Origin of the sequence: Terrimonas ginsenosidimutans (genome assembly GCF_022012415.1) — a bacterium.
Taxonomy (GTDB): domain Bacteria; phylum Bacteroidota; class Bacteroidia; order Chitinophagales; family Chitinophagaceae; genus Terrimonas_A; species Terrimonas_A ginsenosidimutans.
Genome location: NZ_JAKLTR010000002.1, coordinates 255,686 through 276,155, shown reverse-complemented (window position 1 = coordinate 276,155; position 20,470 = coordinate 255,686). Strand labels below are relative to the sequence as shown.

The 20,470-nt window shown below is 47.1% G+C and carries 8 protein-coding genes; 4 read left to right on the top strand and 4 right to left on the bottom strand.

Annotation, left to right across the window (positions count from 1 at the left end; translation table 11 throughout):
* Positions 1–456: 456 nt before the first annotated feature.
* The 3 genes from LZZ85_RS03695 to LZZ85_RS03685 all read left to right on the top strand — a co-directional run bounded on the left by LZZ85_RS03695 (position 457) and on the right by LZZ85_RS03685 (position 7,854).
* Positions 457–3,552 carry a SusC/RagA family TonB-linked outer membrane protein gene (locus LZZ85_RS03695; protein ID WP_237868593.1) on the top strand — a complete coding sequence of 1,032 codons (3,096 nt, stop codon included), beginning with the start codon at positions 457–459 and terminating at the stop codon, positions 3,550–3,552.
* 16 nt (positions 3,553–3,568) lie between these two features.
* Positions 3,569–5,206, top strand: a complete 1,638-nt coding sequence (locus LZZ85_RS03690) for a RagB/SusD family nutrient uptake outer membrane protein (RefSeq protein WP_237868592.1) — start codon at positions 3,569–3,571, stop codon at positions 5,204–5,206.
* Positions 5,207–5,370: 164 nt separating this feature from the next.
* The gene (locus LZZ85_RS03685) at positions 5,371–7,854 is read left to right on the top strand and encodes a glycoside hydrolase family 95 protein (RefSeq protein WP_237868591.1); all 2,484 of its coding nucleotides are present in this window, start codon (positions 5,371–5,373) and stop codon (positions 7,852–7,854) included.
* Positions 7,855–8,016: 162 nt separating this feature from the next.
* On the opposite strand, the gene xyl3A is transcribed toward LZZ85_RS03685, so the two are convergent.
* Together xyl3A and LZZ85_RS03675 are read right to left on the bottom strand one after the other, a co-directional pair.
* Entirely contained in the window at positions 8,017–10,638 is a 2,622-nt protein-coding gene (xyl3A, locus tag LZZ85_RS03680) for a xylan 1,4-beta-xylosidase (protein ID WP_237868590.1), read from the bottom strand.
* A 244-nt stretch (positions 10,639–10,882) separates the two neighbouring features.
* Entirely contained in the window at positions 10,883–15,262 is a 4,380-nt protein-coding gene (locus LZZ85_RS03675; protein WP_237868589.1) for a hybrid sensor histidine kinase/response regulator transcription factor, read from the bottom strand.
* Positions 15,263–15,854: 592 nt separating this feature from the next.
* Between LZZ85_RS03675 and LZZ85_RS03670 the strand changes: the two genes are divergently transcribed.
* A complete protein-coding gene (locus LZZ85_RS03670; protein WP_237868588.1) occupies positions 15,855–16,247 on the top strand; it encodes a hypothetical protein in 393 nt (130 codons plus the stop codon).
* Between the two features lie 24 nt (positions 16,248–16,271).
* On the opposite strand, the gene LZZ85_RS03665 is transcribed toward LZZ85_RS03670, so the two are convergent.
* Positions 16,272–17,039 (bottom strand): LytR/AlgR family response regulator transcription factor, encoded by a 768-nt coding sequence (locus LZZ85_RS03665; RefSeq protein ID WP_237868587.1) that lies wholly within the window; start codon positions 17,037–17,039, stop codon positions 16,272–16,274.
* Between the two features lie 10 nt (positions 17,040–17,049).
* Entirely contained in the window at positions 17,050–20,013 is a 2,964-nt protein-coding gene (locus tag LZZ85_RS03660) for a ligand-binding sensor domain-containing protein (RefSeq protein WP_237868586.1), read from the bottom strand.
* Positions 20,014–20,470: the final 457 nt, after the last annotated feature.

The window sequence follows — 20,470 nt, the reverse complement described above, 5'->3', positions numbered from 1 at the left end:
CTTTAAGCGATCTTAAACGCGGGAAGATTCCTTCTCCGCCGCGGCATAAGGCGAGAATGGCAGCGGCCACTGTTGCCTTCAGCACAGAAAATGCAGGTCACCTCCCAGTAATTACATTGATTATCAATCTTCAAAAAACTGTTCACCAATTTTTGAAGGTATTCAACCAGAAATCGGAGACCATCTCCCGTGCAGCAGGGTAAGTTTATATATAACGATGCCGGCGGCTCCTCACTTAATTTCTGCCGCCCAGATTATTCACTTAATACTGCTGCGTATGAAAAAATCAATGCCTTCCCTTATTCGCGATCTGTCCGTTCTATCCAAAATGGATCCCGACTAACACAGATCAATTTCCATTAATGGCGGTTCAATACCGCAAATACTTAAAGACTGCTGATCCGATTATTGCAGGATCAGGTTACACATTGCCTTAAATATTTAAACCCCCAATCTATGCGACTGATTGCTTGTCAGCCACTCGCGCATCCTTTGCGCCCATCCTCCCGGCGATCCATCACCGAAGCTGCGTCGAGGATCCTTGGCTTTTCCTTTTTACTCATCTTTTCTGCTGAAGCGATGGCGAATGCAGATCCTCATTCCGGTAATACAGGTCACCCGGCCGGCACTCCTGCGTGGTTGCCTGCTGGTAGTATCAAAGCCGAAACGATTACCGGTACCGTCAAAAACGCGGTTGGTGAGCCTTTATCCGGGGCAACCATTACCGAAAAAGGTACTTCAAACAGTACTTTAACAAAAGACGACGGTAGTTTTAGTATCAATGTATCCGGCAAGAATGCAACGCTGGTAGTTTCCTATGTCGGCTACCAGAATCTCGAGGTAAGTGTCGCCGGCAAATCGACCATACCAGTTATACTTCAGCCAGGCACAGGCAGCCTGGACGAGGTAGTCGTGATCGGCTACGGTGCCGTGAAAAAGCGGGACCTCACGGGTTCCGTTGTCTCCCTTAAAGGTGAGGAACTCCGGGAAGTCCCTTCTACCAACGTACTTGAAGCTGCCCAGGGTAAGATCGCGGGAGCAGATATTACACGCAGCAGCGGCCAGGCCGGCGCCGGCGTATCCATCACCATCCGCGGCGTCCGCTCGGTTGCAGGCAGCAGCTCGCCCCTGATCGTTGTAGACGGTATCCAGTACCAGAGCATCCAGGATATCAACCCCAACGATATCCAATCGATGGAGATCCTCAAAGATGCCTCTTCCACCGCGATATATGGTTCACGCGCCGCAAATGGCGTGATCCTGATCACCACCAAAAAAGGCGGCAGCGGAAAGACGGAAGTCAGCTTTAATACATACGCCGGCCTTTCCGACGTGACCATGTACGCACGCCCAATGGGCTTCGACGAATATGTTGCATTCCGCCGTGAATCATTTCGCGCAGCCGGACAATGGAACACTCCCGCCGATGATCCCGTCGCATTCGCAGGGAATGGTGAATTGAACGCTGTGCAGAACCGCATATTCACAGACTACCTGAAAGAACTCTTCCATAAAGGCCTTCAGCAGGATTACCAGCTCGGCTTCAGAGCCGGCACTGATAAACTGAAAGCGTATATGTCACTCGACTACTTCAATGAAAAAGGCCTGCTGAAACTTGATGGCGTTAAACGCTACACCGGCCGCATGAACCTTGATTATATCGTAAACAAAAAAGTGACCGTAGGCATGCAAAGCCAGCTTACATATTATGATCAAAGCGTGAGACGAGACCCCTTGAACCAGGCTAATAAAGTAAGCGGCCTGGGATCGATGTACGACTCTGCGGGCAACTTCAATTTCCTGTTGATCGACGGACAGACAGGAAACCCGCTCGCCGATGAGCAACCCAATGTATACATGAATGATGTTTCCAACACACGCCTGCTCACCAACGTATATGTAGATGTTAAACCTTTCGCAGGATTTTCTTTTCGCAGCACCTTCGGCGCATCGCTTGGCTCCAGCAGGAACGGGATCTATGCCTCCCCGAAATCCCTGGATCGCGGCCTGCAGGGCAAATCACAGTCACAATACAACACCAGCAAAAGCCAGAACCTGAACTGGGAGAACGTAGCAACGTACCAGAAAACACTGGGAGACCACTCGGTGACCGTAACAGGTATCGCCAGCTATGTTGGCTTTAAATACGAAGAACTGAATGCATCTGCCGTGAACCAGCTTCTCCCTTCCCAGTTGTTCTACGCAATGGAGAATAATACGGAAGAAGTAAAAGTGAGTTCCGATTATCTTCAATCAGATCTCGTGTCTTTTGCAGGGCGGATCAACTACGGATACAGGGGGAAATATTTACTGACACTGACAGCACGTTCAGATGGCTCGTCAAAACTTGCACAAGGTCATAAATGGACCTTCTTCCCTTCTGCAGCATTCGCATGGCGGATACTGGATGAAAAATTCATGCGTAACGTAAATGCATTCAGTGATCTTAAAGTAAGAGTGAGCTACGGTATTGCGGGTAATGATCCTGGCAACTCATTTATCTATTCAACACAAAGCCAGCTACAGCGTCTTGCCTTCGGATGGGATAATGTGAACGCACCAGCTTACACATATTCAAGAAATGTCGGTAACCAGGAACTTGGATGGGAATTGACATCCACCGCAAACATCGGGCTTGATTTCGGCATCCTTAAAAACCGCATTACAGGTACATTCGATTACTATGACGCCAGGACATCAGACCTGTTATTATCACGCGGGCTTCCGCCAACAACAGGCGTAACAACGGTGGTACAGAACATCGGCAAAACCAGAAACCATGGTTTTGAAGTGACGCTTCAGACACTGAACGTTAAAACAAACAATTTCTCCTGGTCATCCAACTTCACATTCACCAAAAACAAAGAAGAATTTGTTGAACTGGTAACAGGCGGCAATGATATCGGCAATGGCTGGTTCATCGGCTATCCGACAAGTGTTTATTATGATTATGAAAAAGTAGGGATCTGGCAAACGAAAGACCTTGCAGAAGCAGCAACTTACGGACAGAAACCAGGGGAGATCCGTGTAAAAGATCAGAATGGAGATGGCAAGATCGATTCACAGAATGACCGGATCATCCTCGGTACTCCAAGACCAAAATGGAGCGGAGGTTTTGATAACACCGTTCGTTTTAAAAACTTCGATTTCAGCATATTCCTTTTTGCAAGATTCGGACAAATGATCAGAGCTGATCGTTATGGATTCAATCCGCAGGGCATCGCTCCGGCCACATCCGGACTAAGCTACTGGACCCCGGAAAACCCAACGAATGATTATCCCAGGCCCAACAGGAACGGCGGCGCACTCTATCTTTCAACGCTTCCATACCAGGATGGCTCTTACTTCAGGATCCGCAACGTGTCATTGGGCTACAATGTTCCTGATAAAGTTTTACAAGGCACATTCATCAGCAGCCTCAGAGTGTATGCGACAGCAAAGAACCTGTACACCTACACCAAAAACGGATTGGAATATGATCCGGAAAGAGGCGGGTCTGAGAATTTCCCGATGACCAAATTATTCGTATTCGGATTAAACGTGAATTTCTAACAACAAACCTGAAAAGATGAAACGTATTATATATGCACTTGCAGGCCTGCTGATGCTTCTTGCCTCGCTGACCTCCTGCAAAAAAAGACTGGAAGAATTTAACCCGGGTGGCCTGACTGCCGAATCTGTATTCACCACCCCGGAAGGCTTCGAAACACTCGTCAATGCCGCATATACCTACCAGCGCTGGTGGTATGGAAAAGAAGAAGGATACAACCTGGCGGAAACGGGTACAGATATCTGGACAAGCGGAAGTGGTGATGTATTTCCTGACCTCACACGCTATCTCAATCTCCAGGCAGGTAATAGCGCGCTGGCTGCTGAATGGAGAGAGTTCTATGCCGCCATCAACCTCATCAATGGTGGAGTGAACAACATCAGCAAAGCTGGCCTTGCGCCAACCATAAGGAATGTACGGGAAGGTGAACTGCGATTTTTGCGCGCATTCTATTACTGGCATATCGTTGAGACCTGGGGTGGCGTTCACTTTACCCTGGAGCAAACAAGCGGGATCGTGTCCACAGCGAACCGTACACCGGTTGACACTTTCTATGCGCAGATCTTCCGTGACCTTGACTTCGCCGTAGCCAACCTCCCAAACACACAACCGCAGTGGGGCCGGGCAACAAAACCTGCCGCACAGGCTTTTCTTGCCCGCATGTATCTCACGCGCGGTCGTAATCAGGACGCTTTGAATATGGCAAATGCCGTGATCGCCAACACCGCTTTTCAATTGCAACCTGTTTATGCAGACCTCTGGAAAATGAATAATCTGAAGAACAAAGAAGTCATCTACGCAGTGAACTATAACGAAGATCTCGCGCTGAATGATCTCTCTAATTCGAATACCAACCCTTACGGACATGGAAGGGGTAGCAACAGCGGACACATGCTGTTCCTGATGAAATATGACAACCTGCCGGGTCTGATCCGCGACATCTACAACGGCCGTCCATTCGTACGTTATATGCCGACACGTTACCTGCTGGATCTTTACAGCGACGCAGACGCAAGACATGAAGGCTCTTTCTGGCAGTACTGGTTTGCCAACACCAGGACAGCTACACTCAATGTAGGAGATACTGCTGTTCTGTGCACTAACAAAGAGATCCCTGACGCATTCCAGGCAACAAGAAAATATCAGATCTACGACAGAAGTATTACCTATAATGCGAATGGCAGCGTAAAAGATAATAACCGGTACGAGCAGCTGTCGAAATTCATGGACGGCACCCGTCCAAGCGTAGGCGAAGCTCAAAGCGCGAGAGATGTATTCGTTATCCGCCTTGCGGAAATGTACCTGATCGCCGCTGAAGCACAGATGAACCTCGGCGCGCTGGACAAAGCCGCCGAATTAATCAACGTTCTTCGTACCCGCGCAGCAAAACCGGGCCGCGCAGCTGAAATGCAGATCGATCCTGCAGCAATTACACTCGACTTCATTCTTGATGAAAGAGCAAGAGAACTTGCCGGCGAACAGATCCGCTGGTTTGACCTGAAAAGGACCGGTAAACTCCTCGATCGTGTAAAAGCATACAGCCCTGATAATGCTGTTAACATCCTGCCGCACCACGTACTTCGTCCGATCCCGCAACAGCAGATCGATGCCGTACTGAATAAAGATGAGTTCAAACAAAATGCAGGCTATCAATAAGCGTCTTGAAACTCGCTAGTTCGGGCAGAGGAAATGCCTTAACCAAGCAGTCTTTTAGTATACAAGCAATCCGAGTTCCCCCTGTTCCCAGGGGGAACTCCCTATTATGCGAATGATCATTGAACATCATGTATTTTTATTATTGGATCGTATAAACAGATAAAATGAATTTGAAACGATTATTGTTTTTTTCTTCCCTGATCATATCAATAAGTATGCAGGCGTGGACACAGCAGGCACAGCCGTTGAAGTTGTGGTACGATCGACCCGCTGCGAATTGGAATGAAGCATTGCCAATAGGAAATGGAAGACTTGCGGCAATGATCTTCGGCGGAACTGACAGGGAAAGAATTCAGTTAAATGAAGAAACTGTCTGGTCTGGTGAACCCGGCAATAATATCATAGAGCACGTGTATGACAGCATTCAACAGATCCGCCAGTTACTTTTCAAGGGGAAATATAAAGAAGCACAAGACCTATCCAACAGCACGTTCCCGCGACAATCGCCAAAAGGGGTCAACTATGGAATGCAGTATCAGCCCGTCGGAAATCTTACGATCTCTTTTCCGGGACATGACAACGTTTCCGCATACACACGGGATCTGAATATTGCAGACGCTATCTCGACTGTATCTTATAAACTGAACAATGTTTCTTATAAGCGGGAAATGTTCGCATCGTTGAACAGTGGTGTGATCATCGTACGGATCACCGCCAGCAAACCCGGCAGCGTTTCATTTGAATTGGGCATCAATACACCACAACGCATTCACCACGTAGCCGCAAAAGACAAAAAACTTACACTGACCGGCACTTCAGGAAGTTCGGATAACAAGACAGGCAGGGTTCGCTTTGAAGCCATTGTTCACCCGATCCTCGAAGGCGGTAAACTGGAAACAAAAGACTCTGCACTGATCATCAGCGGAGCGAACACGGCTACTCTTTATATCAGCATTGGGACCAACTACAAAAACTACGAGGATATCAGCGGCAATCCATCTGCGGTTGCAGCCAGATATCTTTCAGCTGCATTGCAAAAAAAATACGAAGCCGATAAAGCAGCGCATATTAAACTATACAGGAAGTATTTCGACAGAGTTTCGCTCAACCTCGGATCAACAGCGCAGGCAGAGAAACCAACGAATACACGGGTGGCTGAATTCAGTTCGGCTCCGGATCCGCAACTTGTTTCCCTCTATTTCCAATTCGGGAGATACCTCATGATCTCCGGCTCACAACCCGGCGGACAACCCACCAATCTGCAGGGTAAATGGAATGAAAAACTGAGCCCGCCCTGGGACAGTAAGTATACCATCAATATAAATACTGAAATGAATTACTGGCCCGCCGAGGTGACCAATCTCAGTGAGCTGCATGAACCGCTGTTCGATATGATCAGAGACCTTTCCGTTACCGGCCAGGAAAGCGCCTCAAAAATGTATCATGCCCGCGGATGGAATGTGCACCACAACACCGATCTCTGGCGGATCACCGGTCCGGTGGATGGTGGCTTCTATGGCATGTGGCCAATGGGTGGCGCATGGCTGACCCAACACTTGTGGTATCACTATCTGCATACTGGCGATAAACAATTTCTCCAAAAGGTTTATCCCATATTGAGATCCTGCGCCATGTTCTACGTGGATGTATTGCAGGAAGAACCCGCAAACAAATGGCTGGTTGTTGCACCGTCGATGTCGCCGGAAAATTCTTACCAGGCCGGTGTCGGCATCTCCGCAGGAACAACGATGGATAACCAGCTGGTGTTTGACGTATTCTCCAACTATATCAAAGCAGCTGCGGTACTGAGCCTCGATAAAACATTTGCAGATACGGTTAAAATAAAATTGCAGCGCCTACCCCCAATGCAGGTTGGTCAGTATGGGCAATTGCAGGAGTGGCTGCAGGATTGGGACAAACAGAATGACCGCCACAGGCATATCTCTCATTTGTACGGCCTGTTCCCGGGAAACCAGGTTTCACCTTATCGCAGTCCGGCATTATTTGATGCGGCCAGAACCTCATTGATCAATCGCGGCGATAAATCAACAGGCTGGTCAATGGGATGGAAAGTGAACTGGTGGGCAAGATTGCAGGATGGTAACCGCGCGTATAAACTGATCGCCGACCAATTGACGCCCGCGCCAATGGAAGAAAAAGGCCAGAACGGTGGCACTTATCCCAACCTTTTTGATGCGCACCCACCTTTCCAGATCGATGGAAATTTTGGTTGCGCCTCCGGCATTGCAGAAATGCTGGTGCAATCTCATGACGGAGCCCTTCATTTTTTACCTGCCCTGCCGGATGCATGGCCGAACGGTACAGTAACAGGATTGGTAACAAGAGGCGGATTCACCATTGACATTACCTGGAAGGATCACAAACCGGCCGCCGTTAAGATCGTCTCCGGATTGGGTGGTAATTGCAGGATCAGAAGTTTTGATGAGTTGATGTTGAAAGATGGGAAACTGAAGATCGCGACAGGTATCAATCCAAACAAGCTGATGGAGATTGCAGACATAAAGGAACCGCTTGTTTCACCAAAAGCAAAATCAGGAAATATAGCAGTGAAGAAAGTGATTGAATACGACCTGCCGACAAAACCGGGCGGTGTTTATATTCTTGCGCTGGCTCCATTACAAAAATAAGAGATGGCGTTTCACATTATTTAACTGGCGTAGGAGCAACGCAAAGGGTGCAAAGAACCGCGGAGTGCGCAAAGCTCCGGCCATGAGATCTTCGCGTGCTTTGCCTTCCTTTGCAGCCTTTGCGTTGCTCCTACGCCAGTTAATCAAGTAAAATCTCAAGCTCTATCGTACCGTTACCATCAACATCTTCAGATCCTTCCTGTCCGACGAACTCCCATACAACACTTCATATTTTCCAGGCACCACTTCCAGCTTCTCTGTTTTCGGATTAAAGAATTCAAAGGCTTTATTATTCAAAGGGATCGCCACATTAACGGTCTCACCTGCCTTTACACTCACGCGTCTGTATGCCCTCAACGATCTCGCCGGCCCATCAGGATCCTGCTTATTGACAATATAAACCTGCACCACTTCATCGCCCGCCATCTTTCCCGTATTCTTCAATGACAAACGCAAAGTCGTTGAGTCATCTGCCGAAAGCACTGTTTTCGTTATTGTCGCTTTCCCATATTGAAAACTTGTATAGCTCAATCCGAATCCAAACGGATATACAGGTTCACCTTTGAAGTAACGATAGGTTCGTCCTTTCATTTCGTAATTCTCATAATCAGGAAGGTCATCCGTCGAACGGTAAAATGTCATTGGTAATCTTCCTGCGGGATTATAAGCACCGAATAACACGTCTGCAACAGCCGTTCCTCCCTCCTGCCCCGGATACCAGGCTTGAATAATCCCGTCAAGGTTTTCACTCTCCCAGGGAAATGCCATGGAGCTGCCGGAACAGTTGACCAGTATCACCGGCTTACCTGTCGCCTTCAGCGCTTTCAGCACGTTCAATTGTACTGCCGGTAACTCGATCCGTGTTCTGTCGCCACCCCTGAAACCTTCCAGGTCAACAGACATCTGCTCTCCTTCAATTCTTGGAGATATTCCACCTACAAATACAAATGCGTCCACAGACCTGTATTTTTCAGCAAGACCTTTGTAATCGAGTTTGCGTGCATCACCCAGATCAAAGTTGAAAGCTGCATCACGCTCTAACTGGTAATACTCAACCATCACAGAAACAGGTTTACCTTTCTCTGCCTGTAATACATATTCCTGGTCCTTCAATGTACCTGTACGGAGATAAGAAAGAACTTCTTTTCCACCCAACACCAAACGGAATCCATCATCTGCTTTGATCCGAAAGGTAACCGGTCCCGAAGTAGCAGGCGTCAGCACAGACTCAAGCCTGACGGAAAAGTTCTTCAGGTTAACACCCGGCGCGAAAACAGTGTTCCCTCCCGAATCATAATTCAAACCTGTTGTCAGCTGACTTGTCGAAACCACCGGACCTGTAAAATCTTTCGTATTCCAGACCGTCACTTTAAAACCAGGCTTACCATCGATGCGGCATTCGTTCATCCTGCTTACGACCACATCGTCACCAACATAATCACTTGCTTTTTCATATAGAACTTTACCGGCGCCAAGTCTTGACTGAATGCCTTCAAGGATGGTCATTGTTTTTGTAGGAAATCCATTATAATTCCCCCAAAGCGTAACAGAATCCGCTGCATTGGGACCCAGCACGGCAATCGTGGATGTGGTGGAAAGCGGCAGCGTATTATTTTTATTTTTCAGTAACACCATACTCTCTCTTGCCATCTGCAATGTCTGTGCAATATGAGCCTTGCTTTCCACAACAGCGTAAGGTATAGCTGACCATGAAACCAGTGAATCATCATCAAACACGCCCAATTGAAAGCGTGCCCGAAGTGCACGGAATACAGCGGTATCAATAGCAGATTCCCTGATTAATCCTTTCTGAACAGCTTCTCCGAGCGACTTATAAGTGCTGCCGCAACAAATATCCGTACCGGAGTATACAGCATCCGCAGATGCAGCTGCCGCCGTTGGATGTGTTTCGTGCGCTTTCGCCCGATAGAAATCATCAATAGCTCCGCAGTCTGAAACGATCACATCGTCAAACTTCCAGTCGTTTCGAAGAATATTCATCAGCAACTCTTTGTTCGAACAACAGGGTTCTCCGTCATAACGATTGTAGGCACACATCACTTCCTTCACCTTTGCTTCAGTAACCAGTGCTTTAAATGCAGGCAGATAGGTTTCCCAAAGATTTCGCGGAGACATCTTTCCCGGATCAAAGCTATGCCGGTTCCATTCCGGGCCACTATGAACAGCGTAGTGCTTCGCACAGGCATGCAGTTTATCATACTTCTGTGTGCCGTCTCCCTGTAGCCCCCGGACAACCGCCATTCCCATTTGCGTGGTCAAATGCGGATCTTCCCCATAGGTTTCCTGCCCTCTTCCCCATCTGGGATCCCGGAAAATATTGATATTAGGCGTCCAGAAAGTCAAACCCTGGTAACGCTTGAATGAGTTCTGACTTTTGGCAAGATGATGCTTCGCCCTCGCTTCGTCGGAGATCATACTGAATGACCTTAACACGCCTTCCGTATTGAACGTCGCAGCCATGCCGATCGCCTGCGGAAATACCGTCGCCTGCCCTGAACGTGCAACGCCATGCAGCGCCTCATTCCACCAATCTGTAGCGGGAATACCCAGTCGCGGAATAGCCGGCGAACTGTTCAGCGTCAGGCTGATCTTTTCTTCCGTGGTCAACCGGCGCACCAGGTCCCAGGCCCGCTCATCCGCGGAAAGCGCCGGATTTTTGTACACCTCAATGACTGCTGAGGATGAATCTCCGGAAGGCTGTGCAAAACTGACGCCGGATTGAAATAATATTAGGCCCAGCAAAAGATGACGATTATACTTCATAAGCAACAATCTGTTTTCAGTAATAAACCGCTTCACAGGATAAAACGGCCGTGAATTCTTTTTCATTCGGGCAAATCTAAAAAAGCGGAATGCAGAACACCTTCATTTTTTGGTGGGATTTGTTTGATTTTGTTCCGTAACGAAGCAAGAACGCTGTGGACCCACAGAACGCTGGATCTCTTTGCGCACTTTACCGTCCACTGCATTCTCGATTGACTTAATATGCCGGCCGATCCGGAAGAGATCACGAAGATTTCGGCCTGATAAACTCCGACGGGGATCTGCCATATTTCTCCTTAAAGCAAGTGCTGAAATAATTCGGATTGCTGAATCCTGTCATATATGCCACTTCCGAAACATTGTTGTCCCCGGCCTCCAGGTATTGCTTTGCTTTTTCCAACCGGAAATCCCGCACAAACTCAACCGGTGTCATCGCAGTCAGGCTCTTGAATTTTTTATAGAAAGTCGTGCGGCTCATGCTCATCCCTTCCGCTACCAGCTCAATATTGAAATCAGGTTCCACCATCCGTTCTTCCACCAGCTGGATCACTGTTTTAAGGAACACTTCATCCTTCGGCGTCATCAGCAGCGGCTTCGGTTCCACAGAAATGGTCCCATGGTTTTTCACAAGCGATTCGAAAAGTCGTTTCCTGCGCGTGATCAGGTTGTCGATCGCCGTAAACAGCATCTCCGTATTGAACGGCTTGGTGATGTAAAAATCCGCTCCGAACCTGAGTCCTTCCACCTGGCTCTCTATCGATGATTTTGCAGAAAGCAATACAACCGGTATATGGCTCACCGTAATATCGTTCTTGATCTTATCCAACATCCGGATCCCATCCATTTCCGGCATCATAATATCTGACACAACGAGATCAGGCATTAATACTTTTATCTTTTCAAGACCTTCACGGCCGTTCTGCGCCGTTTCAACCCGGTATCGTTCTTTTAGCTGCGCTGAAATGAAAGACCGCAGATCGTTATTATCCTCCACCAGCAATACAAGTGGCGCATCTGAAGCAGGTGTTGCCCTTCCAAAAGCAGACTCCGGCGTCACTGACTGCCCGGCACTGGTAATTACTGGTTGTATATATGTTGTATCAGGATACACTGTGTTCGTTTCTGCCTGTTCCTGCTGTATTCTTTTAGTAAGACGGAACCATACAGTCAATCCTCCTGTGCTGTTATTCTCTGCCCAGATCTTTCCGCCGTGCAGTTCCACAAATTCGCGGCAAAGGGCCAGCCCGATCCCTGTGCCTTTCAGGTCGCTGGAGTTATGAGGCTCTTCATAGAATAACTCAAAGATCTTTTCCAGTTTGTCGGCCGGCACTCCCGGTCCTTCATCGCTAACACCGACAGAGAACGTTTCTTCTTCGCTTTTTATAAAGAGCTGTATAGTTCGTCCCTCAGGCGTGAATTTAAGTGCATTGGCAAGCAGGTTGTAGATCACCACTTCAAGCTTCTCCGCATCACCCCAAACCTGCACTTCTTCATCCGCTTCGATAGTGACTGCAATACCCTTTGCCTTCGCCGCCCCGGTGAAGTGGTCGCAGATCCGCTCAGCAAATGATACTATCCCGATCCGTGACAGATTCAATACAGCACTATTGCTTTGCGTCTTACGCAGATCCAGCAACTGATTGATGAACCGGACCATTCTGTCTGCATTCTTACGCGCCACATCAACATATTCCACCCCTTCCGGAGACAGCTTTTCCTTCCTGGCCAGCTGCTCAAGCGGGTTCACGATCAATGTAAGCGGCGTGCGCAATTCATGTGAAAGGCTGGTAAAGAAATTCAGCTTCAACGCAGCAAGCTTTCGTTCCACTACGATCTTATGCCGCAGACGGATCAATGTGAGAGCATATTTACGGATGATAAAGAACAAGGCACATAACACAACGGCATACAGCAGATAAGCCCACCAGGTCTTCCACGGTGGAGGAAGGATCGTGATCGTCAGACTTCTGAACGGCGGATCTGTGTATCCATCGGCGTCCTGAACACGCAATTGAAATTTATATTCTCCCGGCGAAAGATTGGTATACGTTGCCCGGCGCAGTTGCTTATCCTTATACCAGGTGGAATCAAAACCCATCAGCCGGTAATCCAGTGATTGATGATTGCCTGCACGATAATCCAGGAACGCGAAATCAAAGCTCAGAATATTCTGATCATAAGAAAGGGTCAGCTTTTCAATAAAATTGATATCTTTTTCAAGAACGCCGCCGGCAATACCCGGCTTGATATCCTTATTATTCACCTGCAGGTTTGTCAACGCGATCTCACCGCGCATTAATTTACTATCCATCTTTCCCGGATAGAAGGACAATAATCCGCGCGTATTCCCAAAGATGAGCTGTCCATCCGGTTTCTGGCATACAGATGCTTCAGAAAAACTAACTCTTGATAACCCGTCATTCGAATTATAGTTCCGGAAGGATCCGTTTGCCGGATTAAACCGTGCAATACCATTCGCGGTTGCCAGCCACAGATTCCCCTGAACATCTTCAGCAAAGCTCAGCACATAATCATTCGGCATTCCTTCCTGCCTTGTATAACCACGGAAAGAAAGACTTTTCAAAGGATCAGCACCTGACGCGTTATATAAACCTCCGCCGGAAGTGCCAAGCCACATCCTGTTCTGCGAATCATGAAGAATGAATTGAATATCGTTATTGCCGAGGCTGTTCGGTAAAGTTGTCTCACTCTTATACGTCCAGGAAGGATACGAAGCGATATCGTTACCCGTAATATTGATCACTACCAGGCCACTTGTCGTTCCGGCCCAGAGATTTCCATCATGGTCCGTCGCAAGATGCCTGATCTTTTGAAAACCATCCTTTGGAAAACTCCTGATCAGTTTGCCCGCAGGCGTGAACTTCAATCCGCTGGCCGTGTAGGTTGCAAGGAATAATCCTTCGTCAAAGGAACCGATCCAGATGCGGCCGGATCTGTCTTCTATTAACGAATAGATCTCTTTACAGAAAACAGATTGGTTATTGCGTTCGGGCGAAACTTCCTGCAACAAGTATTTTGTATGACCGCTATCAACAGGGGAAGCCATGAACAGCCCGGCACCTTTTGTGCCCAGCCAGATATTTCCGCGGCTATCCTGGAGGATCGAGTACACACCGCTCATCTCTTTGGGTGGAGGATTTACAAAAATATCGGTGAGCAACCGATCGCCGGAGTAAACACAAACACTTCCATGTTTTACACCAGTCCACAACCTGCCTTTATTATCAAAGTAGATCCCGCGCACTTCATTATCCCATCTCGATGCTTTTTGCGCAACAAGACCCCGCTGCACAAAATCATTTCCATGTGATACGATCTTGATCAATTCGCGTTCATACGTGGTCATCCACAATACACCGGAATTATCAAGGTAGGTATTCAGTACAAAGGGAGGCAAGCGGTACATGCTCGTATCAACTGTGCTTACCCGGTTTTCTATTGTACCGTTTTGTGTATTGTAATAGCCGAATCCTCCTCCTTTCAGGTTCACCCAGATCGTCCCGGAGTTATCTTCCAGGATACGATACCGGTTACCGATGTATTTGGTAACAGTTCTTTCTTTGGCAGGAAAAAAAACAAACTGTTTGTTGTGCGGGTTGAACCGGATCGCACCTGACTCTTCCGGTTCGATCCATAAACAGCCATTTGAATCTTCATAAAGGGAATGAGAGAACTTCGGCATGCTGCTGGCAATGACCAAAGGGCTTTGACTTGCTATATCCATACAAACCAAACGTCCATCGCTGATCGCTGCGTAAATCACCTCGGCATTCTTTGAACGCAGGAGCGCAGTGATCTGTCCATCCACCAAACGTCTTGTGGTAAAAGTTTTTGTTGCCTTCGTGTAAGTGATCAGGCGACCGTCTTTCGCGGCAAAATAAAGGCAGTATTCATCTTCCTGCACCGCGACAAAATCTGTCGCTCCCTCAAACGAAGCCGGCACTCTGCCATCCGTTCTGTATTCGCCGGAAGAATCCGGTGACAGGCATGCCAGTCCTGAATTACCACCGATCCAGATCCTGTTTTTCTTATCAGTATGAAAAAAACGGATGCTGTCCCCCGGCAAACGGAAACCATTTTTTGCCTTGTTGTAGTAGCGGTAGGAAACACCATCCATATTATTTTGCGGGACGCAGAATAAGCCATGCTCATCAGATTCCACCCATACCCATCCATTCGCCGCGGCATGGATCTTTTTGAAGCCGATCTTCCCGGCCTGTACTCCCGGTACAGGGGTCGACAAACGCGCAAACTTCCTGTTACGTTTATCGAACTCATAGATCTGCCTGTCGTAAGCCAGCAACCAGATATGGCCCGACTGATCTTCGATGATCTGATCGATCCGTCCATTGCCCAGTGGCAGCCTGTCTGCGGGAGAGGATTTAAATGGAAGGAATTTCTGGCCGTCAAATCGATCGATCCCATCCCAGGTACCAAACCACATGAAGCCATCCTTGTCTTTCAGCATGCACGTAACGGCCTGGTGGGACAGTCCATGTTCTGTTGAGTAATACTGAACACTGTATTTCTGTTGCCCCTGTATCAATCCGTTTGACAGGATGATAAAAAGGCTCACTAAAAATATATGGCGTTTTGCAAACATATCTCTCATTTTCCTTCTGAGCGGGCTGCCCGGTACAGGAGGAAAAGTTAAGGGAAAAATAGGGTTGGGAGAAATAAGATTGAAGAGTGTCTGCTTGTATACATTGCGGGCCTTGCAATACTGCTCCGCTGATCCATTGCTTAGACAATAAAAAGCAAGGAGAAGATCTGCCCCGCAATGCTGCGCTTATCTCATCTTCAATTCATTCAGCAAAGATGTACCCGCAGCAACACAGCCTTTGCAGCGATCCCGCAAATTTATAAGAGTGAATGGCGGGACGCGATCGTCGTAAAATTTTAATAGAGTTTTTGAAAGAAAGATCAAGGCAGTTGCCGATAAAATTAAAGGTTGGAATAAGCTGTCAGTTTAAAAATAAAAGCATGGCACCACGACCGAACCATTCAACTGCTCCAGGTAAACTATTCAGCGGCCATAATAAAAGCGATCATCAAAATAAATAAAACATCCCGATCATTACTGGCATAAAACAACTTTATTTTATTAAAATCAACTATTTTTGAACTGAAAATTCATCCCTAAATCTGGCTATTTTATTCAGCCTGTATCTGGCTCAACACACACTCAATTCAACATGCGCTATACCTTAATCCTGACCATCATTTCAGCATCCCTCCTTCTTTTTTCCTGCCAGCCCAAAGATCAGACCAGCGTCAAAGGAACCTGGAGATCGCTCTGGGACAAAGACATGGATCTTCAACTTCACCTGGGAGAAAATAACCAGTTCAAAGTTGTTCTTAACCGGACCGGCCAGGTTCATACAAATCTTGGTTGGTATGATGTAGAAGATGGTATTCTTATGATCAAGGATTCAATTGACTATCCATTGCCGGTATGCAACTTAGCTGATACAGGAAAGTATAAATTCCAGATCACAAAAGACACCATTCAGTTCACCGTAGTGGATGACAGATGCGAACGCCGGAGCTATGCTCTTCAACTCGAAAGATTCGTCAGGGTCAATTAGTACCACTCATTCGCGGGAGTCATTCTACCGGTTGAACCACTTCTTGAATGCGGGAGCCTTCTCCCGGCTCACATCGATCGTTGCCTTCAATGGAGGCTTCAATTTAAGGGTCAGTTTCTGATTCTCATGAAGTTCGATACTCGATATCGCATCGATATTGACAATATACTGCCGGTTAGCGCGATAGTATTGATTAGGATCGAGCAACTCTTCTATCTCCTCCAGTGATGTGAATTCGAGAATATGCTGATCGCCTGACAATGTATGCAGGTAATGAAGCGATTCTTTATAAAAAAAAGCGACATGGGTCGTATTTACCGGCACCATCTGACGTTTTACATTCACCAGGAACTTTTCTTTATACAAGGCGCTTTTATTACCGGCTCTTACAGACTCGATCAGGCGGAGAATATCGGCAGGTGCAAGATTCAATTTGTTATTAAGTGTAATACTCTTCTCGATCGCCCTGCGGAGTTCGTTTTCCTCAATAGGCTTTAACAGGTAATCGATCCCATTCGCCTTAAAAGCGTTAATGGCATACTCGTTATAAGCTGTTGTAAAAATGACCGGGCATTTAAGATCGAATTCATCAAACAGCTTGAAGCTGATCCCATCTCCGAGCTGAATATCCATAAACATAAGATCAGGTTCCGCATTTTCCATCAGCCAGCGCCGGGCCGTTTTAAGACTGGGAAGGATCGCCATTATCCTTATGGAAGGTTCTATTGCCGTGACCTTCGCCTGCAAGGCGCGCGCTACCAGTTGTTCATCTTCAATAATAATTGCTTTCATATCAGTATTTTTATAATAAGGGTACTTTCACAATGAAATGTCCGGCAGTTTCAACGATCTCGATCCGCTTTCCGGCAAGATGCTGATAAAGCGTATTTAAGCTCTCAAGCCCCTGTCCGTTACTTGTTTCGACAAACTCTTTTTTGTTCAGGTTATTCTGAACGATCAGTTGATTAAATTCATTCACAAATATCTCCATCACCAAAGGTTCCTCTTCCGTAACGATATTATGCTTGATGGCATTCTCCACGAGATTTTGCAACGTCACAGGCGCAATCCTGAGATCATGGAAATTTTCTTCAACACGCAGGTGCACCTGGAATGCATCACCAAACCTTGTTTGCTGCAGCTGTATATAGGTTTCGCAGAACCGTATCTCGTCGGACAATGCAACAAGCTCCTTATCGCGATGAAGGAGTATATACCGGTAAATGCGGCTCAATCCCTGCAGGAAATTTGCCGCAAGCTTTTGATCGATGTAGATAAGGCTACCAAGAGAAGTAAGGGAATTAAAGAGAAAGTGCGGATTCAGGTGTTGCTTCAGACTTTCGTACATCACCATGGCCTTTTCCTTTTCCAGCAATTCCGCACGGTTGTTCAAAGCATAGATCCGCTTTTGATTACGCAACCGGATCGCATATACAGCATACATTACTCCGAAGATTGATCCTGCGACGATAAGCCAGAACCAGGTTGTTTTATAAAAAAAACCTGACACAAGTATAGGGATCGAAATGATCTCTCCGTCCTGTTTATCCATACTACTCACTGCCCTTACTTTGAAAATATATTTTCCCGGCTTCAGGTTGCCATAACCTGCATACCGGTTGTATGTACGGATCCAACCGGTATCCATTCCTTCCATCATGTATGCATACTGCTGCTTTTCTGTTCGATTGAAATCGATATTTGTAAACTCAAATGAAAATTGATTATCGGAAGGTTTTAATTTAACGATCCCGTTTGCGGCAAGCTCATTCCAGTAGTAGCGCGGCACTCCATTAATATTAAAAGCCGAAACGAGCACCTGGGCTGTTTGCTTCAACAAAGCAAGATATACCGGATCAAACTGATAATATCCGCCGGCTGTTCCGACCACCATCCTGTTATCTGACAAAAGCACGATCCGGTTTCCTATACCTGAATTCACCAGCCCATCGGCGAACCCATAATTTGCTGCGATCTCTGTTGCCGGGTTGATCCTGCACAGGGAAGTTTCTGTCAGACACCAGATATTGTTGTCTTTCGATCTGGCGATACTTTTTACAATATCCGATCCTATACCGTTCTCTGAAGTATAGTTCTTTTTAAAAACAAGCTGATCTCCCCGAACCTCATAACGCATCAAACCTGCATCTGTGCCAACCCACAGGTCATGCGGGTCACTTCCGATGATATCATAAACAGTATTTGCATTTACATTGACATCAGGAAAATAAGTGGAATACACTTCAACAGAAGCGTTCTTTGCGTTGACCTTTCCGAGAAACCCTTTCGCGCCTCCTATCCATATATTATTCCCTTTGTCTATAAAAAGCGCATGTACATAGTTTGACGGAATATGTTGGCGGCCTTCGCTTTCGATGGAAAAATGATGAATGAATACATCGATACGGCTATCATAAACGAATACACCGCCCCGCAGGCTCGCGATCCAGAGCCGCCCAGATTTATCCTCACGGATCCTGAAAAAATAATTGCTTTCTTTATTCCAGTAGATCGGAGGTTGCGTTCTTTTTTTCAGCTGCCTGCGGTTTTTATCCAGGTAAAACAGGTGATCACGCGTCAGCACCCAGATCGTCCCCGCGGCATCCTGCAGTATATCTGTCACCTGCAATTTGCGTTCTTCCATAGGTAATTCATCAAATGACACATCCCATTTCCTTCCCGTCCTTTTATCCATCACCGCGAGGCCATGACCGTATGAGGAGCCGAATAACGCAACACTGTCGTTCTCAAAAGCAGCATGGATCGTATAGTTATTTTCATTCCCTTTCCCGGCTGAACGCAGCGGTGTAAAGTTGAATTTCGGAGAAACTTTAAACAGCTTGAACAGCGCCTTATTACTCGCCACCCATACATTTCCTGTTCTGTCGGTATAGATCGCTTTGTAATCACCAGCTTTCAGCCTGCTGCCATCTGATGGGAAGGAAAACTTCTTTGCACGTTTATCAAAATACCCCAGCCCCCGGTCATCTGAGATCAGATCGATAGTGTCACTTTGTGAAGGCAATAAACCGCTGATCACATTCGTGGTAGGCGAGTATCTGTCATATTTATAGCGATGCCATTCTTTTTTCCGCACATCATAACTGGCCAGTCCCCCAGACCAGGTACCCATCCAAAGCGTATTTCCCTCTCTGAAAATACTAAGCATCAGGTCGAGATACTCCCCCGGAGTATTTTGCGCCTTCTCCTTGATCAGTTGCAGCTCACCCAAAGACGGCTGAAAATAATACAGGCCGGCAGCCGTTGCCAGCCACATATTGTCTCCATCTTCATTTGCACCAAATACTGTGTTATAATCCTTATGCCCGCTGGAAGGAAGTGGCACTCCTTTCGAATTGACCAGATCATGATGCGTCCATGCACCGGATCCCTTATCCAGGCTGTAGAGTCCTCCTTCCACTACTCCCACCCATAGTGTATTTCTTTTATCGACATACAGCATGGTCACTTCAGGCGTTTTGTTATTCTTCTCTTCTTTAAGATCTTTCAGCGAATAATGCCGGAATACACCCGTTGCAATATTGTAACAGCTAACGCCGCCTGTCAGGTAGCCGATCCAAAGATCACCTACCTGGTCTTCCGCAAGTTTGGTGATGAAGTTGCCGCGGATCGTGTTGCTGTTGGAACCACTCTTTCTGAACGTCGTGAAACTGTAGCCGTCATAATGATTCAATCCGTCTGCGGTGCCGACCCATAGCATACCGCGACTGTCCTGCAATACGCATCTGATAATGTTGCTGCTCAAACCATCTGCTTCAGTATAGGCGGACTCGCTCCACTTGCCGGATTGGGCCCGCCCATGTGATGCTATTAATAACATCACGAAGACCAGACTCCAAAACCACCTGACAGTTATACCGCGCATAGAGACAGCTCGTAAATTGAAATATTGTAAAACTTCGGAAAAGGATGCGCCTTTGAAAGTTTTTCTGGGGGAAACGTGCTTAAAGGCTGCGGAAGCGTAGGAGCAATGGCGGCAGCGCAGGAGTATCGCAAGGGGTTAAATACCCACCAGGGGAATAAGTCTTTATCAAGGGATCTCATTGCGTGCCTTGCCCTTTGCGCTTCCTGCGATTTTCCCGCGCCACACCGATCTTCCAGCCATTAAAAAAACGCTTTATCCTCGTCCAACCAACGCTTCATCATTTCCTGGCCCCGGTTAGTTCACTATTTGTTGAAAACCGGGAAAAGCTGCTATAGTT